This window comes from Candidatus Omnitrophota bacterium (genome assembly GCA_028716245.1).
GTDB lineage: Bacteria > Omnitrophota > Gorgyraeia > Gygaellales > Profunditerraquicolaceae > UBA6249.
Map to the genome: position 1 here is coordinate 402,814 of JAQUQW010000002.1, position 18,340 is coordinate 421,153.

The window sequence follows — 18,340 nt, forward strand, 5'->3', positions numbered from 1 at the left end:
TTTGGTTCAGCGATAAAGTAGTATAATTTAATCGGAGGTACTTATGGAGCAATTAAAGATAGCCGGTCAGTATAAAAATATTCTTCAACAGTTTACTCAAGGGTTAAAAGACATATATCCTGAAGAATTAGTGTCGCTTATTCTTTATGGCAGCGCGGTAAGCGGTGAGTTTGTGGATAAACATTCCAATCTAAATTTGCTTGCCGTGTTGATTAATACCGATTTAGAGTTAATCAGAAAATCGTCGAAGTTAATCCGCAAGTTTAAGCTAATCAATACGTTATTTCTCACCGAAGATTACATCGTTAATTCTATAGATATTTTTCCGATTGAATTCCTGGATATGCAGGAAAATTATTTTGTGCTCTACGGCAAAGATGTTTTAAAAGATATTCAAGTTGATATCCGCAATTTAAGGTTCCAGTGTGAACATGAGCTAAAGGCAAAGCTGCTTAAATTAAGGCAGGCATATTTATTGCTGAATAATAATCTGCCCGCATTGCGTAGTTTATTATTTATGTCTTTTACTTCTGTCCTGCATATATTACGCAATGTCTTACGGATAAAAGGGAGAAAGCCGCCCTATTTAAAACATGAGGTTCTCAAAGAATTGGCTCTTGAGTTTAAAATTGATCTGGCTGTTTGGGAGAAAGTATTGTCAGCTAAGAATAAAAAGATCAAATTGAGCGCAAGAGAAATTGAACAATTATTCGTTAGTTTTGTCAGAGAATTAGATTCGCTAGTCGCTACTGTCGATAAGTTATAACTATATGCGTAAAATATTTCTTACACTCGCTTTTTTTATTCTGCCTTTTTTGGGTTACGCCCAAAATGTTCCCCAACCGGTTGGCTGGGTCAATGACTTTGCAAATGTCATCGATCAAGGCAATGCTGATAAACTAAACTCTTTAATTGCGGAAGTAGAGCAAAAGACCTCTACGGAAATTTCCGTAGTGACGGTTAATTCCATCGCCCCTTATGACGAAAAGGAATATGCGCGATTGCTCTTTGATAATTGGAAACCGGGGAAAAAAGGAAAAGATAATGGCGCGTTAGTACTCTTAGCGGTTAAAGAAAGACGCTGGCGTATTGAGACCGGATATGGAGTGGAAGGTATCCTGCCGGATGGCCTCTGCGGCGAAATTGGCCGAAACTATATGGTCCCGTATTTTAAGGAAGCTAAATTTGGGGAAGGTTTATATCAAGGCATACGCGCCATCGCCAATATTATTGCTAAAGATGCCCATGTTACTTTGGCTGCGCTCGGTGATTTTGAAGAAATTACGCCGGAAAAACAATCTGCATCAACTATTCCTGATAGTTTAGCAACGGTGATTATTTTCATTGTTGTTGTATTCTTTGTAGTGATAAGCAATCTGGGAGCATATCGAAACAGATATTACGGCGGTGGTTATTATGGTGGATCCTATGGTGGAGGTTTTGGAGGCGGTGGGGGTGGTTTTGGAGGTTTTGGCGGAGGTGGCGGCGGAGGTGGCGGGGCCGGAGGAGGATTCTAGATTTTTCTAAAAGAGAAAAGAGAGGAGAAGGGGTGAAAAAATTTCTGATTGTATTAGCGGTGTTAGCAATCCTGGTGATCGTGGTTAGTGCGTCATTTATCGGGGTGTATAACGGTATTGTCAGTAAAAATGAAACCATTACCGCCAAATGGGCGCAGGTAGAAAATCAATTGCAGAGGCGTAATGACTTGATCCCAAATTTAGTCAATACGGTTAAAGGTTACGCCGCGCATGAGAAGACTGTTTTGGAAGATATCACCAATGCCCGTTCTCAATGGGCAAAAGCCGGCTCAACGGAAGAAAAAGTTAAAGCAGCCGGGGCAATAGATAGGGCATTGGGCCGGCTTCTGTTGGTTACGGAAAATTACCCGAATTTAAAAGCGGACCAGACATTCTTGAAACTTATGGATGAATTATCCGGGACTGAAAATCGCATCTCGGTAGAAAGGATGCGCTATAACGAGGCTGTCCAAGATTATAATATTACCGTGAGAGTGTTTCCGGGCAATATTGTGGCAGGAATGTTTGGTTATAAGGTGGCCACGGAATATTTTAAAGCGGAAGAAAAATCAAAAACTGTTCCCGAAGTAAAGTTCTAAGAAATTTTCTTGATTTTAATTGGAAAAGTGATACTATTTTAAAATAGTAAAGCAGCTCCGAGTTTTAAGGTGGGTCTGGGCTAAGAAAATAACGAGAAACCTTTGCCGGTGGGTTATATCCACTGACAAAGGTTTCTCTTTTTATAGAGGTTATTGGGTTAAAATGTCGAATCTTTTACCGCAACAACTTTTTCAATTTGATCCGCTTTCACTATTCTTCCTTTGCGTCATCTTTATTGTTTGCCTGCCGTCAGCTATTTATTCCTTTGGCTACTTAAAAGGGAAATACTCATCTTTTAAAATAACCCTTTCCTGGTTTCTTCTGGTTATTTTTGTATTGTCCATGGCCGCTGTGGTCAGCGTAGGCAACGCCTTAATCTTTCTTGTTGCCTGGGAAATCATGTCTCTGGTTTCTTACTTTCTGGTGGTTTTTGATACTACCCATGAAAAATCAATCCAGGCCGGCATGGTTTATATAATCATGACCCATATCGGAACGGCGTTTTTGGTAGCGGCGTTTTTGATCCTGTATAAACAGGCGCATTCATTTGATTTTATGGCGATAAAAAATGCCAGCCTTTCTATGCCGGCCCGGACAAAAGATATTGTTTTTTTGTTACTCTTAGCGGGCTTTGGGACAAAAGCCGGTATCGTGCCTTTACATGTTTGGCTGCCTTACGCTCACCCGCAGGCCCCCAGCCATATTTCAAGTATTATGTCCGGGGTAATGATTAAGACCGCAATCTACGGGATAATCCGGTTTGTCATTTTCTTGCTGGGCGTGAATTCTTCCTGGTGGGGAATCCTGATTTTAACCTTAGCGGTAATTTCTTGTCTGGTGGGAATAATTTACGCGCTCATGGATCGCGACATCAAGAGGCTTCTGGCTTATTCCAGCGTGGAAAATATCGGAATAATCCTGTTGGGGGTGGGCCTGGCAATGCTATTTATATCTAAGAACATGCCGTATTTAGCCGTATTTTCGCTAATTGCCGGATTGTATCATTTGGTAAATCACGCGATTTTTAAAGGGCTTTTATTTTTATGCGTCGGCAGCGTATATAAAGCTACCGGAACCCGCAATATTGAAAAGTTAGGGGGCCTGATTAAGAAAATGCCGCAGACCGCCGCTTATTTTTTGCTCGGGGCAATGGCGATTTCCGCCCTGCCTCCTTTGAATGGTTTTGTGAGCGAATGGCTTACCTTGCAGGCATTCTTTTTAGGCGCGTTTAATTCAGCAGGAGGGATGAAGCTTTTCTTGGGGATTTGCGCGGCGCTATTGGCTTTAACCGGCGGCTTGGCCGCTGCCTGTTTTGTCAAGGCCTTTGGAGTGGCGTTTCTTGGCCTGCCAAGGAGCCATTATGCTGAAAGCGCAAGAGAAGTATCTTTATCGATGAGGCTGGGCATGTTTTTCTTATCGCTGCTTGCGGTTATTTTTGGTTTAGCCGCAAGTTTAATCATTAAATTATTGGCCAGGGTTGCCGGTACGGCAATAAATATTGATATTAGCAGCATGAATTTTTCTTTAAATAATTTCACCCTAAGCCCGCAGATCGGTAAAAATACCTATCTTTCTGCGCCTTTACTTGGGTTATGGCTGATTGTTTTTGGGGTTGCCGGTTTTGCCATCTATAAAATATTTGCCCGGGGCAGGCGGGTTTATAAAACCTGGGATTGCGGCTACTACAAATTGGACGCGCGTAATGAATACACCGCGACCGCTTTTTCTAAGCCGTTCAGGATTGCTTTTAGTTTCTTTTTGCTGCCTTACCGCAAAACGCAAAAGATCCGGGAGTCATTTTATCACGTTAAATCGATCACCTATGAAACCTACACAACTAAGGTTTTTAAAAAGTACATTTATGACCCTTTGCTGGCTTTAATTTTTAAATCCGCCAAGTCAATGCGGCGCCTTCAGCCGGGCAGCATCCATCTGTATCTGGGTTATATTTTTGTTACTTTATTATTGTTAATTATATTTATGCGTTAATTCTAAAAAATGGAAATAATCATAATCATCGCCCAATTAATTTTATTTATCGTAATCGCCCCGCTTTTAAGCGGCTTGATCTCTAAGCTTAAGAATAATATCCGCATGCGCAAAGGCCAGAGTATTTTTCAGCCGTATTATAATTTAGCAAAGCTTTTTTCTAAAGAAGAGGTAGTTTCGGAAACCGCCTCCTGGATATTTAAGGTTACCCCGTTTATCGTGTTTTCTGCGATGCTTACCGCGGCAATACTCATTCCGGTGTTTATCGCCAGCCCCCTGCATCGCATGGGAGATTTTTTAGCCCTGATATTTATTTTTGCTTTAGGCCGGTTTTTTATGGCCTTGGCGGCATTAGACACCGGCAGTTCTTTCGGCGGCCTGGGCGCGTCAAGAGAAATGTTTATTTCAAGCTTGGTTGAACCGGCGCTTTGTTTAGTCGTGTTTTCCATATTTTTACAATTTGGTTCCACGGATATCTCGGTGTTTGGCGCGGCTCATCCGGTATCGGTTTGTTCGATTGTCGCTGCTTTTGCTTTATTTATGGTTACGCTTGCCGAAACTTCCCGGATCCCCGTGGATAATCAGGAGACGCACCTGGAATTGACCATGGTGCATGAGGCGATGGCTTTGGAATATTCGGGAAGATTCCTGGCTTTCATAGAGCTGTCTTCACATATAAAACAGATGATTTTATTTTTTCTGATTGCGCAGTTAATTTTTCCGGTTAATTTTTCCGGTTTTTGGATCGGGTGGTATTTGGCGCGGATAATGATCATCGTGATTGCTGTGGCGCTGGTTGAGGTTGCGGTTGCCAAGATGCGCTTATTCAGAGTAACGGATTTTTTGGGAATTGCTTTTGTTCTAGGGATGATCGCCGTAGTCTGCGCGGTGTTAGGAGTTTAAGATGAAGGAAATTATCCTGCTGGGTATTTTGATCTCAACATATTTTATGATTATTGCCAAAAGGATGCCGGCTTTGATCCGTTCTTTCCGATATCAGTCATTTTTTTTATTCCTGGCAACTTTTGTCATCGCCTGGGGGGAAGATCAGCCGGATCTGTATATTATCTGCGGACTCCTGTTTATTATAAAAGTATCGCTGATTCCTTATTTATTGTATAGGATTACCAATAAGATAAAGGCAGGCCAGGATTTGGGATTGATTGTAAATTCCCAATTATCTTTATTGTGCGCTTTAGGTTTTACGTATTTGGCCTGGATTTTTTCCGCGCACCTGTTTTCTGACCTAAACCAGGCGATGGTGAGTATTCTGGCGGTAGCTTTTTTTATGGTTTTAACGGGGTTATTTTTAATGATTTCCAGGATGACCGCGCTTGCCCAGGTGGTCGGCCTTCTGGTTATGGAAAATGGTTTATTTCTGCTTGCTTCCACTGTTTCGGGAGGTATGCCATTTTTTGTCGAAATTGCCATATTTTTTGATGTGTTTATCAGCGTAGTGATCATGGGTTTTTTTGTTTATCGGATCAATAAGCTCTTTACGCACATTGACGTAGATAAGCTTTCGCATTTAAGAGGATAAGTTATGCAGGTATTTTTCATTTTAGGAATTCCGTTTGTACTTGCCATAAGCGCCCTGTTGATTAAAAACAGGAAGATCCTGGGGTTGCTGAATTGCCTGGGGTATCTGGCGGTTTTATTTTTTAGTACTGTCCTGCTAAAACAAATAGCTTTATCGGAAGGCACCAGGGCATATTTGGGTTTTATCTACCTGGATACTTTAAGCGTATTTTTTATCCTGGTTACCTCCGTCGTTGCTTTGGCTGTGGCGTTATATTCTATCGGCTATCTAAAAAAAGATATAGAAGAGGGCCGGATATCGGAAAGAAAATCCAGGATCTATTACCTTCTTTTTAATTTATTTTGCTGTTCGATGTTTGTTGTCCCGGCAGTTAATAATCTGGGGATACTTTGGGTAGCAATTGAGATGACGACTTTACTTTCGGCTTTTTTGGTAGGATTTTATAATACCAAGAAGTCGATTGAAGCAGCCTGGAAGTATATTATTATTTGTTCGGTGGGGATAATTTTTGCGCTCCTGGGCACAATTCTTTTTTCTTACGCATTCTCCATCTCCGGTCTTTCCAAAAGCCTGAATTGGTCGGATATTGTCCCGGTTGCCCACATTTTGGATAAAGATATCTTAAAAATCGCTTTTATTTTTATTTTAGTCGGCTATGGGACAAAGGCCGGTTTGGCGCCGATGCATACCTGGCTGCCCGACGCCCACAGCCAGGCGCCTGCTCCGATCAGCGCGTTACTTTCCGGGGTATTATTAAAGATGGCCATTTACGCTATCTTAAGGTTCGGTATTATCACGATCAAGGGCGTGGGTTTTGCTTATTTTTCCAATTTAATGATTTTACTGGGCGTAGTTTCTTTGGTGATATCCAGCGGATTTATTCTGGTGCAAAAGGACTTTAAAAGGCTGCTTGCTTATAGCAGTATCGAGCATATCGGGATAATTGCCATTGGTTTTGGTTTAGGCACTCCTTTGGCGGTTGCCGGAGCAGCTTTGCATGTATTTAATCACGCGGTAGCTAAGTCGCTGATGTTTTTTGGCGCCGGCAATATTGTCGGTGTTTACAAAAAGCATAATCTGAATGCTATCCGGGGAGTGATCAAGGTCTTGCCGTTTACGGGCATTGCGGTATTGATCGGCGTTTTTGTGCTTACGGGATTTCCCCCGTTTTCGTTATTTGTAAGCGAGATGATGATTATAATTTCCGCTTTTACCAATGGTTCATATTTGGTCGGGGCTTTGTTGTTATTATTTCTTGCGGTTATTTTTGGAGGGTTCATTTATCATTTTGGAAAAATGCTTTTTGGCAATCTTCCTAAAGGTATGACTAGGGCCCAGGAGCCGTTAAGTACAAAAATTGCGTTCATCTTTTTGTTTTTTCCCGTTTGCGCTTTAGGGATTACGTTGTTATTTATAAATAAGGATTGGTTATGGCTGGCCCAGAGATTATTACAGAGATAAAAAATAAAATTCCGGATTTTGCTCCTCTTGCGGTATTACAAAATTACCCGGATGAAATTAATATTAAGGTCAGAGCGCAGGTTTTTAAGGATACTTGCCTGGCCCTGCATAAAATCCTTTCTTCTCCGGTTGCGGCGCTTTTCGCTTTGGATGAGCGCAAGGAAAGCGGGTGTTTTGAAATTAATTCCATATTTGTGGATTTTAAAAATAGCCGTTGGATCACGGTCAATATGGATATCCCGCAGGAAAACCCCGGTTTTGATTCACTGGCAAAAAGTATGTATTCAGCCAGCCTCTTTGAAAGAGAGATTTGGGAGATGTTTGGGATCCAGCCAAAAGGCCATCCTGACCTAAGGAGGCTAAGGCTGCATAATGAAGTTTGGGCCAACGAGAATTATCCCTTACGTAAAGATTTCCGGAAAATGCAATCCGGTAATTTAAGTGATTATAAGTTTGGCCGGGTAGAAGGGGATGGTATATTTGAAGTTCCGGTTGGGCCGGTGCATGCCGGGATTATCGGGCCGGGGCATTTCAGGTTCAGCGTTGCCGGAGAGCCGATTATAAACTTGGAGCTTCGTATGGGGTTTGCGCATCGGGGAGTAGAGAAGCTTTTTGAGGGTAAGCTTTGCGATGACGCGCTTGGGCTGTCAGAATGTGTTTGCGGGGATTCAAGCTTTGCGCACAGCCTGGCATTCACTCAGGCCATCGAGAAGATCTCGGGTGTAGTGATTCCGGAGCGAGCGGCTTATTTAAGAGGGATTTTTTTAGAGTTGGAGCGTATGTATAATCATATAAATGATATGGGAGGAATCGCCACTGATGTGGGTTTTAGTTTTCCCTCGGTTTTTGCTTCGATCATTAAAGAGGCGATCTTGCAATTAAACGCCCGGCTTACCGGAAATAGGTATCTGAGAAAGGTTAATACCATCGGAGGAGTTTTAGCAAATATTGATGAAACCAAGAAACAGGTGCTCCTCGATTCGATTAAGCATTTAAAGCGGGATTTTAATGAATTGGTTAAAATGTTATATTCCAGCGTTTCTTTCATGGATAGAGTGGATACCACCGGGGTTTTGCGCCGGAAAACCGCTGAGGACTTGGGTGTTGTCGGGCTCACCGCGCGGGCATCAGGTATTCCTGCGGATTTGAGAAAATATTTTTCCGGGTTATACAAGGAAGCTAAATTTAAAATGGCGACGCAGGAATCCGGAGATGTTTTGGCCAGACTGCGCGTCAGGATCTCTGAATTTCAAGAATCCTGCCGTTTGATCGAAGAATTTGCGGCAAGGCTTAATAAAGGCGGAAAATTAAAAACTGAGCCGGAATTAAAGGCAGGCAGCGCTTTGGGTTATGCCGAAGGTTGGAGGGGGCCGGTTTTATACTGGTTTAAAATAGACCCCGCGGGCTTGATCCAGAGGTGCAAAATAGTTGACCCGTCTTTTCTTAACTGGCAGGGGCTGGCCTATGCCGTATTAGGCAATATTATCCCGGATTTTCCGTTGTGTAACAAAAGCTTTGATTTGTCCTACGCAGGAAACGATCTCTAAATTATGCTAAATATACTAAAAAACAGGATCTTAAAAGGTATCGTCACCAGGCATATTAGGCCGGAATTATCTAAAGAGATAGAGGCGGCTGGTTCTGAATTACGGTCTTTGATCCGGAAAAAATTCGGCAGATCTTTACATATACGCGAAATCGACACGGGTTCTTGCGGAGCCTGTGAATCCGAGATCATTGCGGCAAATAACCCGATTTATGACTTACAGCGATTCGGGATTAATTTCGTCGCCTCGCCCCGTCATGCCGACTGTCTTTTAGTTACCGGCCCCGTATCTAAAAATATGTTGATTGCCCTCAAAAAAACCTATGCAGCCATGCCTGAGCCTAAATTTGTCATCACCTGTGGAGATTGCGCTTTAGACGGAGGGTCGTTTAAAGGTTCTTATTACGTGGAAGGCGCTGTAAAGGATATACTGCCGGTGGTCTTGCATATTTCAGGCTGTCCCCCAAGTCCGCTGCAAATTATATTATCCCTGAATATTCTATTGCAGAAAGCCTAAAAAATACTTGACATTTATTTGAGGATAGGTTATACTTCTATTGTTATGGAACTATCAAACTACCTAAAGATATTTAAAGCTTTATCCAACGAACAGCGGCTTAAGATTTTTATTATGATTTACAAAGGCTGTTGTTCGACGCAGGGCAAGAAAGGTTCGGAATTCCGGATAGAAAATAAAGCCTGTTGCCCGGTAGCCGGGGTTATTGAAAAAGCTTTTACCAAGGTATGCGCGTGTATGCATCTTTCAAAGTCGACAGTCTCACATCATTTTAAAGAACTGCAAAACGCCGGGCTGATTACCTGTGAACGGGATGGGCAAATGTATCGTTGCAAGGTTAATGATGAAACAATTAATTTGATCAAAGATTTCCTGAAATAATTTTTTTGTCTTTATAGTTCGACAGTACTGGAACAATAGAATGCGCCCTGCGCTATCGGAAGCGCAGGCATGCCCTTGTGGGCAAAAAGGAGGTGATTGGAATGTTTAACTGTTGCGGCAAAGATGGAAAGTCTATTTGCGAACAGCTTGATTGTAATGCAAAAGAAACGCCAAAAGGCATTCAAGTTGAAATAAGCGCAAAAGACCCTGCTAAGACGGAATCGTTGAAGGCCTTGATAAAAGCTCTTCATGATTTCTGCGGATGTTCTTAAGGTAGATAATGTCGGGAGGTGGGCCCGCTTCCCGGCATTTCTCGAATCTAAGATGCTATTAAAAAATATTTAGAACCGGGAGTAAAAAATGACTGAGAAAAAACGCTCTGGAATTAATCGGCGGGGAGTTAGCAAATATAAAACTGTCAGAATAGCAAAAACCGATAATGTCTGTCCGATGTGCGAAGATTACGCCAAGAAACATGCGGCTAAACCAATTGCGGTAATATGTTGCGAGGGCGCTTGTTTACGCGGTGAAATGGCCAGGCAGGCGGCCAATATTTTATGCCATTCTCTTGCCTCTGAGAAAACCGCCCGGATTTGTTTAGGGGGCGCTTTTACTAAAGATACAGGACAAAGAAATTTAGTGAAAAACGCTAAAAGGGTCATTGTACTGGAAGGTTGTTTTATCAAGTGCGCTTCACGGATGATGGCGGGAGTAGTTAAGAAGTTTAATCCAGAGGTCATTATAGCCGATGAGCTTTATGATTTTAACCGGAATCTCTTCAGCATCGATGAAATGCCTGAAGATCAAATAAAAATTCAGGCAAAAGAAGTGGCAAAAAAAGTTGCTGAAAAATTATATAAATAACTGCGGAGAGAAATATGGAAAATCTAAAAAGTAAAGATGGAATAATTGAGGCGCCTGTAGAAGTGGATAGAATAAGAGAAAAATATAATTGGATGAGCAAAATTTATTTTCTGGCAACCCCGCTGGAAAAGAAAGCCCGGATGAGAGAAATTGAATTGGCGCAAATCAAATCCAATGATAAAGTTTTGAAAATCGCCGTGGGTCTCGGACAATCATTCTTGGAATTTCTAAAAAAAGTTGACACAAAGAATATCGTCTATGGGATTGATTTGACCCCGGCTATGATTGAGAAAACAAGAAAACGGGTAATGCGAAACGGTTTTTCTAATTTTGAATTGAAAGAGGGCGACGCCAGGCATTTGCCATTTCCAGGTGAAAGTTTTGATGTTCTTTATAATAGCTATATGTTGGATTTTATTCCGCTTGCAGATTTTTCTGTCGTGCTGAGAGAGTTCTACCGGGTTCTTAAGAAAGAGGGACGCTTGGTATTGGTTAACCTTAGCAAAAGAGATAGCTCCCTGGTTTTTTACGAAAGGCCATATAAATTAAGTCCATATTTTTGGGGAGGTTGCCGTCCTGTTTTAATGGAGTCTTTCGTAAAGGAGGCGGGGTTCAGAAATGTTATAAGAGAGATCCCAAGGAATCTTTTGCCATCAGAGATTGTTAGTGGATTAAAGTGAGGTTGTTAATCTCTCTAAGTAAATATTCCAGGTCGCAGGGTTTTTCAATATATTTTATTGCCGCCCCCGGCATTGTCCGGATTATTTCTCCGGGTTCATGCGATGACAAAATAATAATCGGGATATCCTGAGTATCGGGGTTTTCCTTTAATTGTTTGCATACCTCTAAGCCGTCCAGCACCGGCATTACAATATCCAGAATTATGATGTTGGGTTTGTCCTGCCCTATTTTCTCCAGCGCTTCTTTCCCATTGCTTGCGCCTTCAGAAATAAACCCCCTTCTTTGGAGTAAACCAACGATACAGTTTTTGATACAATCTTCGTCATCCACAACCAAAATCTTTATTTTTTTCTTTTCTGTGCTCATATTTATCCTTCGTAGTATGATATTCCATTTTGGAATATCATTAAAATAAGTGTATCATTAAAAATCAAAGGTGTCAACTGAATGGATAAAACTATTTTTACAAAAAGCCACAAGGACCTGGTTGCCAGGTTGATCAAGGCCCGCAGAGAAGCAAAGCTCAGGCAGGCCGATGCAGCCGGTAAATTAGGCAAAACACAATCCTATATTTCCAAGATAGAGGCAGGGCAGCGCCGTATTGATATTGTGCAGCTGAAAGAACTTGCTGCGGTCTATAAAAAGAAAGTCAGCCACTTCATTCAGTAAGAATCGCCGGTATTTCCTCCGGGGGTTTAAATTAACCCCTCATCGCAAAAACTAAAGTAATCTTGGTTTCCGATAATTATATGGTCAAGGCATTTTAGAAGAAGAATGTTTCCCGCCTGGACTAATGCTTGCGTGAATTCCCTGTCTTCCTGGCTGGGGCTGGGGTTGCCCGACGGGTGATTGTGAACGCAGATTATAAAGGATGCGAAATGTTGCATCGCCTTTTGGAAGATCTCTCTTATTATAGGTTTTGCCTGGTTTACGGTTCCTTCCTCGACCTCCAATATATCCATAATCCTGTTTTCTGAATTTAAAAGCACAACTTTGAACACCTCTTTTTTTAAGTCCTGCATTCGCGGCATTAGGATTTCAGTTATATCTTCCGAAGATTCTATTTTTGGCCGGTCTTCCTTGATCTCTTCTTCTTTGGATCTTTTTCCTATCTCAATAGCTGCTTTTATCCGGGCAACTTTCGCATTTCCTAACCCCCGCAATCCTCTCCAGCAATCTAAATCCACCCGGTCTATATTGCGAAAGGCCTTAAATTTCTGCAAAATCATCCTCGCTAGATCCATGGCGCTTTCTCCTTTTGCCCCTGTTCCTAAAATGATTGCCAGTAATTCGGAATTGCTTAGGGTGTGTTCTCCATTTTTTAGCAATTTTTCTCTAGGCCTATCCTCCTGCGGCCAATTGTTTATAGGTATGAATTTCCTAACTCGTCCCATATCCTAGCCTTTTTTATCCGCCTTCGCAGAAAACCACGGTTATGGCCGTGAAGTGTCCCATTTCAATATAGCTTTCTATATATAACAGACGTAGAAAACCCGATTTTCTAACAGTTAAAACCTGCAATATCTTAAGACACCAAAAAGCGCATCCAGCTTCAGCTTGTTTTTTTCTAATTTTGTGTTAAACTTATATTTATCAGCTTTATCAATATAAGTATGAACAAGTTAGGAGAAAATGAGCGCTGAAAAGGTCTCGATCCCTAATTATGAAATCGTTCAAAAGCTAGGAGAGGGTCCGCAATCGGTTGTTTACAAGGCCTTCCATAAGAAATTCCCCGAACGTCCGCTTGTCCTGAAAGTCCTAAAAGTAGGATTCCTTCCCGAGCATCAGAAACTGCATTTCCGGCAAAAAATCGAGCGGCTTAAGGTTTTAAACGACCCGATGCTTATCCGGCCGCTTTCTTTCGAGGTAATTGAAGATACCCAGTTTATCACGCGGGAATATTTTGACGGTATCCCGCTTAACGAATGGGCGGCTCTCCAGACGAAGATTTCCCTAAAGGATTTTTTTACTATAAGCTGCCTTTTGGCGCAGGCGGTCAATAAAATCTACGAGGGCGGCATTATTTACGGGGGGCTTAAACCGCATAATATACTGATCCATCCCAAAAGCCTGGATATCCGGCTGGTCGATTTCATCTCTTCAATAGACGTCCGGGAAGTAAGCCATTTTATTTACGACCGGGGTTTTGTCGAGGGTACCCTTGCTTATACCTCGCCGGAACAGACCGGGCGGATAAACCACAGGGTGGATTTTTCTTCGGATTTTTACGCGATGGGCATTATCTTTTATGAATTATTGACGCGCAAGCTTCCTTTTTTCTCGCTGGATCCGCTGGAACTTATCCATTCACACCTGGCGGAAGAGGCTCCGTATGTCAGCGAGTTAAACCCTGAGATCCCCCAAATGCTCAGCAGGATAGTTGCCAAGCTCATCTTAAAACAGCCGGAGAAACGCTATTTGAGCGCTTCAGGATTGCTGGCGGACCTGGTCCAATGCCATAATGAATACGCGGCAAAAGGAATTATCGACGAGTTCCCTCTGGGCGTTTACGATTACACGCGCAGGGTCACGTTTGTTTCTAAGATGGTCGGCCGGGACGATGAGGCCAAAACGATCCTGGATGAGTACGAGCGGTCCACGAAAGGTTTCTTCCGCTCGATGTTTATATCGGGACTGCCGGGTATCGGCAAGACCCGCCTTATCCAGGAGCTGCAAAAGCCGATAGTTAAAGGCCGCGGTTATTTTACCTCCGGTAAATTCGACCTCTATCAAAAAAACATCCCGTATAGCGCCCTTATCCAGAGCCTGCGTAATCTTATCAGGACTTTTTTAACGGAAAGCGACGAAAGGGTTGAGCTTTGGAAAGATAAAATCCTCAAGACGCTGGTAAATAACGGCAGGATCATCACCGACGTCATCCCTGAACTTGAAGTATTAATCGGCCCCCAGCCGGAGATCAAGCCTCTTCCGCCGGTTGAGGCCAGAAATCGTTTTAACGACCTCTTCGGGAAGTTCTTGGCTTGCCTGGCCAATGAAGAGAACCCGCTTACGATATTTATCGACGATCTGCAGTGGTGCGATATCGCCACCTTCGATTTTTTAGACACTCTTTTTACTAATTATCGCGACTACAAATGTATCTTTTTCATCGGGGCTTACCGGCATAATGAAGTAAGTCCCGAACATCCTTTAACCCGCCTGATCCGCGACATCAAAGAACAAAAAAGCCCGCTCAAAGAGACAAGATTAGGGCCCCTGCAGCCTGAGCATTGCCATGAGATGGTGGCTTATATACTTGATTCGCCTCTTTCTCAAACCGGGGAGCTGTCCGTTTTTATCGCCGACCTTTCGGAAGGTAATCCCTTGTTTGTGAGCGAAATACTTTCTTACCTTAATAACGAAAACCTTATGTATTCGGATGAGCACCGGCATTGGCAGTGGGATATCAATAAGATCAGGCAATCAAACATGCCGCCGACAGTGGTCGCGCTCTTTAGCTCCAAAGTTAAGAAACTTCCCATTACGGCGATAGGATTGCTTGAATACTGCGCCTGCATGGGCAACCGTTTTTCTCCTACCGAAATCTCAATGGTTAAGGAAATATCTTTACCGGATGTGTTTGAGATCTTAAAGCCTGCTTTGGCTCAGGGGCTTTTGATGGAGAGCAAGGACGACCTGCAATTTGTTCATGACCGCGTGCAGGAAGCGGTCTTAAGCGCCATAGACACCCAGAGCCGGCGCCAGATCCATTGGGCCATCGGGACGCATTTGTTAAGCGGTATGCCTGAAGGCGCGGATCCGGAGAGGGTTGACAGCATGTTCAACATCTTCTCGATGACCGCCCATTTAAACCTCGGCAAGCCGGATAGCTTGGAAGCTAAGATGGCCTACCGGCTATCGGATATAAACTATCATTCCGGCAACAAGGCTTTGGACGCCTTGGCTACGGAAGCGGCGAATGAATATTTCCGGCTGGCCAGAGAACTTCTGCCCTCGGACTGCTGGGAAGCGCAATACGAGAAGACCTTTAAGATATATCAGAAATCGGCAAAGACAGAGCTGATGTGCGGCAAATACGATGACTCGGAAAAGCTGCTTAATAAACTGCTTGAAAACGCCAAGACGGATTTGGATAAAGCGGAGTGTCTTGCCGAACAGACTACCTCGCTTTCCTCGATCGGAAATTTTATTAAAGCCATCGAGACCGCCAACCGCGGGCTTGCTTATTTCAACAAATCCATTCCTGATGATCCCGCGGAAGCAGAGAGAAAAAGAGAAGAGTTGATGCGGGATATAGAATCCAAGAACATCGATGTCTGGAACATCATCTTGAATATGCCGTTTACCAATGACAGGAAGAGCAAGATAGAATTAGCTTTTTACAGCGAACTTATTCCCGATCTTTATATGTCGGGGCTTGTGCCGCAGCTTTATCTTTCGGCAGCCCAGTCGACCCAGCATTGCCTGGAAGGCGGCATGGATGAATCGGTTATCTACTCTTTTTCCATAATGGGCCTTTGCCTGGGAGAGAAGGGTGAATTTGAAAAAGCGTTTAAATATGAGGACCTGGCGCGCGATCTAAGCGAAAAATACCCGAATACCTTCGGCGCTACGCGGGGTATGAACGGGATCGTCTGGTGTAACGCGCATTCGCGAAGTTATCCCGAAGAGATAGTTGATTATTGCCTGAAGTCCATACAGTGCGGTAAAAATTCCGGGGATCTTTACAACGCGGGGCTCTCTTACGGGCCGCTGATGTGGAACCTCCAGGTGCAAGGAAATGATTTCAGAAGGACAGAGGAATACGCCCGCGAGTGCCTGGAGTTCTCCAAGAAATACCACCTTTATTTTTCTGTCCGCCTGGCTGAAGCGATGCAGGCCGGATGGATAGAGCCGATGAAGAAGGGTTATACGCCCATTGAGATGGAGGAGAAGCTCAAGCTTTGGGAGAAGGATAATCACGTTGCCGCTTCCGGCAGTTATTATGTGCATATGGGCCTGATGCATTATTATTTCGGGGAATATGAAAAAGCCGAAGAGTATTTGCAGGGAGTAAAAAAATACCTTACCGGCTTGACCGATAATGTTCTAAAGCGGCAGTGGCATATCTTTTTAGTTTTGAACGCCCTTAGTCTTTACGAAAAAGGGATTGGATATAAGAATAGAGAAGAGCTGCGTTTGTATATTGAGCCGTTAATAAAAGAGATCCAGTCCTGGGCCGGCCTGGGGCCGTTATTGAAACCGTATCTGGCGTTTTTATATGCCGAGCTTGAAAGGGTTACCGGGGATTTAAAACAGGCCCATGTTTTGTATATCAAGGCCATCGACCTTGCGTATCAATCCCGGTATACTTTTTTACAAGCTCACATAAATGAATGTCTGGGGGAACTGATTGAAAAAGTGCCCCTGGCCGTTAAAAATAATCGAAATAAGGGCAGCCCGGGGAGCGCGGCTGCGGTGACATTTTTTAAGGAAGCGGCGCGGTTGTATAAAAAATGCAGTGCCCAGCGGAAGGAATCATTTTTGATTGAGAACCGCCCGGAATATTTCGAGGAAGAAGCGCCTGTTTACGGGGTTGGTTTTTCCGCTCCGGCCTTGACGCTGCCGAATATCGATATAAATTATCTTATCAAATCCTGCCTGATTATTCCGGCGGAGACGGAAGAAAAAATTTTGTTGGATAAGATCATGAACGTGGTTCTGGAGAGCTCCGGCGCCCAGCACGGCTATTTGATCATGGAAGAAGGCGGCGAACTGATAATCCGCGCCGAAAGCCACATTACCGAGAAAAATATTGTCCGGGCTACCAACCAGAAATTTGAGGATTGTAAAGATATCTGCCATGCGATTATCCGCTACGTCCATCGCACCAAGGAGATGGTCCTTCTTGAAAACGCCTCGGAAAAAGGGGAATTCAAGGATAATCCCGAAGTCCAGGAGATGAAGCTTAAATCCGTGCTTTGCCTTCCGGTAATCAAACAGAACAAACTGGTCGGCATCCTTTATTTGGAAAACCGTCTTTCCGATTCGGTCTTTACCGCGGATAGGGCCAATATAACCAATTTGTTTACCTACGAGGCGGCTGTTTCCCTGGAGAACGCTAAATTGCTGGAAAAGATGAAACAAGCTGAAGCCGCCCTGCACAAGCATCAGGAGCATCTGGAAGAGATGGTCCAGGAGAGGACAAGCCAGCTGCGCAAGACGCAGGAGGACCTGCTTATCGCCGAGCGGCTGGCGGTATTGGGGCAGTTGGCCGGGAGCGTCTCGCATGAGATCCGCAACCCGTTAAATGTTATCAGCAGCTCCGCTTATTATATTAAAATGAAACTCGGAAGCATGGATAAGAAACTCAAAGAGCATATCGAGCGGATTGAATCTGAAGTCAAAAATTCAACCGCGATCATCGATAGCCTCTTAAGCCTCTCCGGGATGAAGGAGCCGAATAAAACACGCCTTAACCTTATTGCCGTTTTTAATGAAGCCGTGAGTACTTCGCGGATTCCCCAGACGGTAAAGATAGTCAAAGAGATGCCCGATAATGAGATTTTTACGGAAGCGGACAAGGAGCAGTTAAGTATGGTATTTCATAATGTTATCAAAAATGCCGTGGAAGCAATGAACGATGAAGGCGTATTGACTTTAAAGGCAGCTAAGCAGGCCGACGGGAAAGTGAAGGTATCGTTTATGGATACGGGCGCGGGTATTGCGCCGGAGAATATGGGTAAATTATTTAAACCCCTGTTTACCACCAAGGCGCGCGGCATCGGGTTTGGCCTGGCTATTTGCAAGATGATCGTAAATAAACATAAAGGCGTTATCGATATAACGTCCCAGGAAGGCGCAGGGACAACTGTTACTATGACCCTTCCTACAAGTTAAGATTAAAGGAGTATAATGTTATGAAATCAAAGGCGAGAATACTCATCGTGGATGATAATAAGCTTCTATGCAAGAATTTGAAAGATATCCTGGAGCTGAAGGGTTACGACATTGCTTGTGCTTATGACGGCCAGGAGGCGATCAAAGCTGTTAAAGATGGTAATTTTAAGATTGCTCTGATGGATGTCAAGATGCCCGGAATGAGCGGTATCGATGCCTTAAAGAGCCTAAGACAGATTGCCCCCGGGCTAACCGTCATTTTTATAACTGCTTTCACCGACGATATCTTTTATAAAGAAGGATTAAAGAGCGGGGATTTTGAGGTCATCACCAAACCCATCGATATTGATAAATTCCTTGGGCGGCTGGAAGAGGTTGTTAAAAAAAGTCCGGCAAGTTGATCA

At 43.5% G+C, this 18,340-nt stretch carries 18 protein-coding genes; 16 read left to right on the forward strand and 2 right to left on the reverse strand.

Annotated features, from left to right (window positions below; all coding sequences use genetic code 11):
- Positions 1–43: 43 nt before the first annotated feature.
- The 13 genes from PHG87_05655 (at position 44) to PHG87_05715 (ending at position 11,095) form a co-directional block, all read left to right on the forward strand.
- Positions 44–766, forward strand: a complete 723-nt coding sequence (locus tag PHG87_05655; GenBank protein ID MDD5477659.1) for a hypothetical protein — start codon at positions 44–46, stop codon at positions 764–766.
- A gap of 4 nt (positions 767–770) precedes the next feature.
- Positions 771–1,517 (forward strand): TPM domain-containing protein, encoded by a 747-nt coding sequence (locus PHG87_05660; GenBank protein MDD5477660.1) that lies wholly within the window; start codon positions 771–773, stop codon positions 1,515–1,517.
- Positions 1,518–1,549: 32 nt separating this feature from the next.
- A complete protein-coding gene (locus PHG87_05665; protein ID MDD5477661.1) occupies positions 1,550–2,116 on the forward strand; it encodes a LemA family protein in 567 nt (188 codons plus the stop codon).
- Between the two features lie 163 nt (positions 2,117–2,279).
- Positions 2,280–4,106: a proton-conducting transporter membrane subunit gene (locus tag PHG87_05670; protein MDD5477662.1), complete on the forward strand. Its 1,827-nt coding sequence runs from the start codon at positions 2,280–2,282 to the stop codon at positions 4,104–4,106.
- A gap of 9 nt (positions 4,107–4,115) precedes the next feature.
- Positions 4,116–5,009, forward strand: a complete 894-nt coding sequence (locus PHG87_05675; GenBank protein ID MDD5477663.1) for an NADH-quinone oxidoreductase subunit H — start codon at positions 4,116–4,118, stop codon at positions 5,007–5,009.
- A gap of 1 nt (position 5,010) precedes the next feature.
- Complete coding sequence (locus PHG87_05680; protein MDD5477664.1) at positions 5,011–5,646, forward strand: hypothetical protein; 636 nt, start codon at positions 5,011–5,013, stop codon at positions 5,644–5,646.
- A gap of 3 nt (positions 5,647–5,649) precedes the next feature.
- Positions 5,650–7,107, forward strand: a complete 1,458-nt coding sequence (locus PHG87_05685; GenBank protein MDD5477665.1) for a hydrogenase 4 subunit F — start codon at positions 5,650–5,652, stop codon at positions 7,105–7,107.
- Positions 7,077–8,654 (forward strand): NADH-quinone oxidoreductase subunit C, encoded by a 1,578-nt coding sequence (locus tag PHG87_05690; protein MDD5477666.1) that lies wholly within the window; start codon positions 7,077–7,079, stop codon positions 8,652–8,654. Before PHG87_05685 ends, PHG87_05690 begins: the two co-directional genes overlap by 31 nt.
- Before the next feature lie 3 nt (positions 8,655–8,657).
- The gene (locus tag PHG87_05695) at positions 8,658–9,170 is read left to right on the forward strand and encodes an NADH-quinone oxidoreductase subunit B family protein (GenBank protein ID MDD5477667.1); all 513 of its coding nucleotides are present in this window, start codon (positions 8,658–8,660) and stop codon (positions 9,168–9,170) included.
- Positions 9,171–9,215: 45 nt separating this feature from the next.
- A complete protein-coding gene (locus PHG87_05700) occupies positions 9,216–9,551 on the forward strand; it encodes a helix-turn-helix domain-containing protein (protein MDD5477668.1) in 336 nt (111 codons plus the stop codon).
- A gap of 101 nt (positions 9,552–9,652) precedes the next feature.
- Positions 9,653–9,823, forward strand: a complete 171-nt coding sequence (locus PHG87_05705; GenBank protein ID MDD5477669.1) for a hypothetical protein — start codon at positions 9,653–9,655, stop codon at positions 9,821–9,823.
- Between the two features lie 88 nt (positions 9,824–9,911).
- Positions 9,912–10,415 carry a putative zinc-binding protein gene (locus PHG87_05710; GenBank protein ID MDD5477670.1) on the forward strand — a complete coding sequence of 168 codons (504 nt, stop codon included), beginning with the start codon at positions 9,912–9,914 and terminating at the stop codon, positions 10,413–10,415.
- 14 nt (positions 10,416–10,429) lie between these two features.
- Positions 10,430–11,095, forward strand: coding sequence for a class I SAM-dependent methyltransferase (locus PHG87_05715; protein ID MDD5477671.1), 666 nt, complete (start codon positions 10,430–10,432; stop codon positions 11,093–11,095).
- Here the strand turns inward: PHG87_05715 and PHG87_05720 are convergent.
- A complete protein-coding gene (locus tag PHG87_05720) occupies positions 11,079–11,462 on the reverse strand; it encodes a response regulator (GenBank protein MDD5477672.1) in 384 nt (127 codons plus the stop codon). The genes PHG87_05715 and PHG87_05720 overlap by 17 nt on opposite strands.
- Before the next feature lie 81 nt (positions 11,463–11,543).
- On the opposite strand from PHG87_05720, the gene PHG87_05725 reads away from it, so the two are divergent.
- Positions 11,544–11,765 (forward strand): helix-turn-helix transcriptional regulator, encoded by a 222-nt coding sequence (locus PHG87_05725; GenBank protein ID MDD5477673.1) that lies wholly within the window; start codon positions 11,544–11,546, stop codon positions 11,763–11,765.
- A gap of 26 nt (positions 11,766–11,791) precedes the next feature.
- Here the strand turns inward: PHG87_05725 and radC are convergent, their stop codons facing one another.
- A complete protein-coding gene (gene radC / locus PHG87_05730) occupies positions 11,792–12,490 on the reverse strand; it encodes a DNA repair protein RadC (protein MDD5477674.1) in 699 nt (232 codons plus the stop codon).
- Positions 12,491–12,728: 238 nt separating this feature from the next.
- On the opposite strand from radC, the gene PHG87_05735 reads away from it, so the two are divergent.
- Together PHG87_05735 and PHG87_05740 are read left to right on the forward strand one after the other, a co-directional pair.
- Positions 12,729–17,936, forward strand: coding sequence for an AAA family ATPase (locus PHG87_05735; GenBank protein ID MDD5477675.1), 5,208 nt, complete (start codon positions 12,729–12,731; stop codon positions 17,934–17,936).
- Positions 17,937–17,956: 20 nt separating this feature from the next.
- Positions 17,957–18,337 carry a response regulator gene (locus PHG87_05740; GenBank protein MDD5477676.1) on the forward strand — a complete coding sequence of 127 codons (381 nt, stop codon included), beginning with the start codon at positions 17,957–17,959 and terminating at the stop codon, positions 18,335–18,337.
- Positions 18,338–18,340 lie beyond the last annotated feature (3 nt).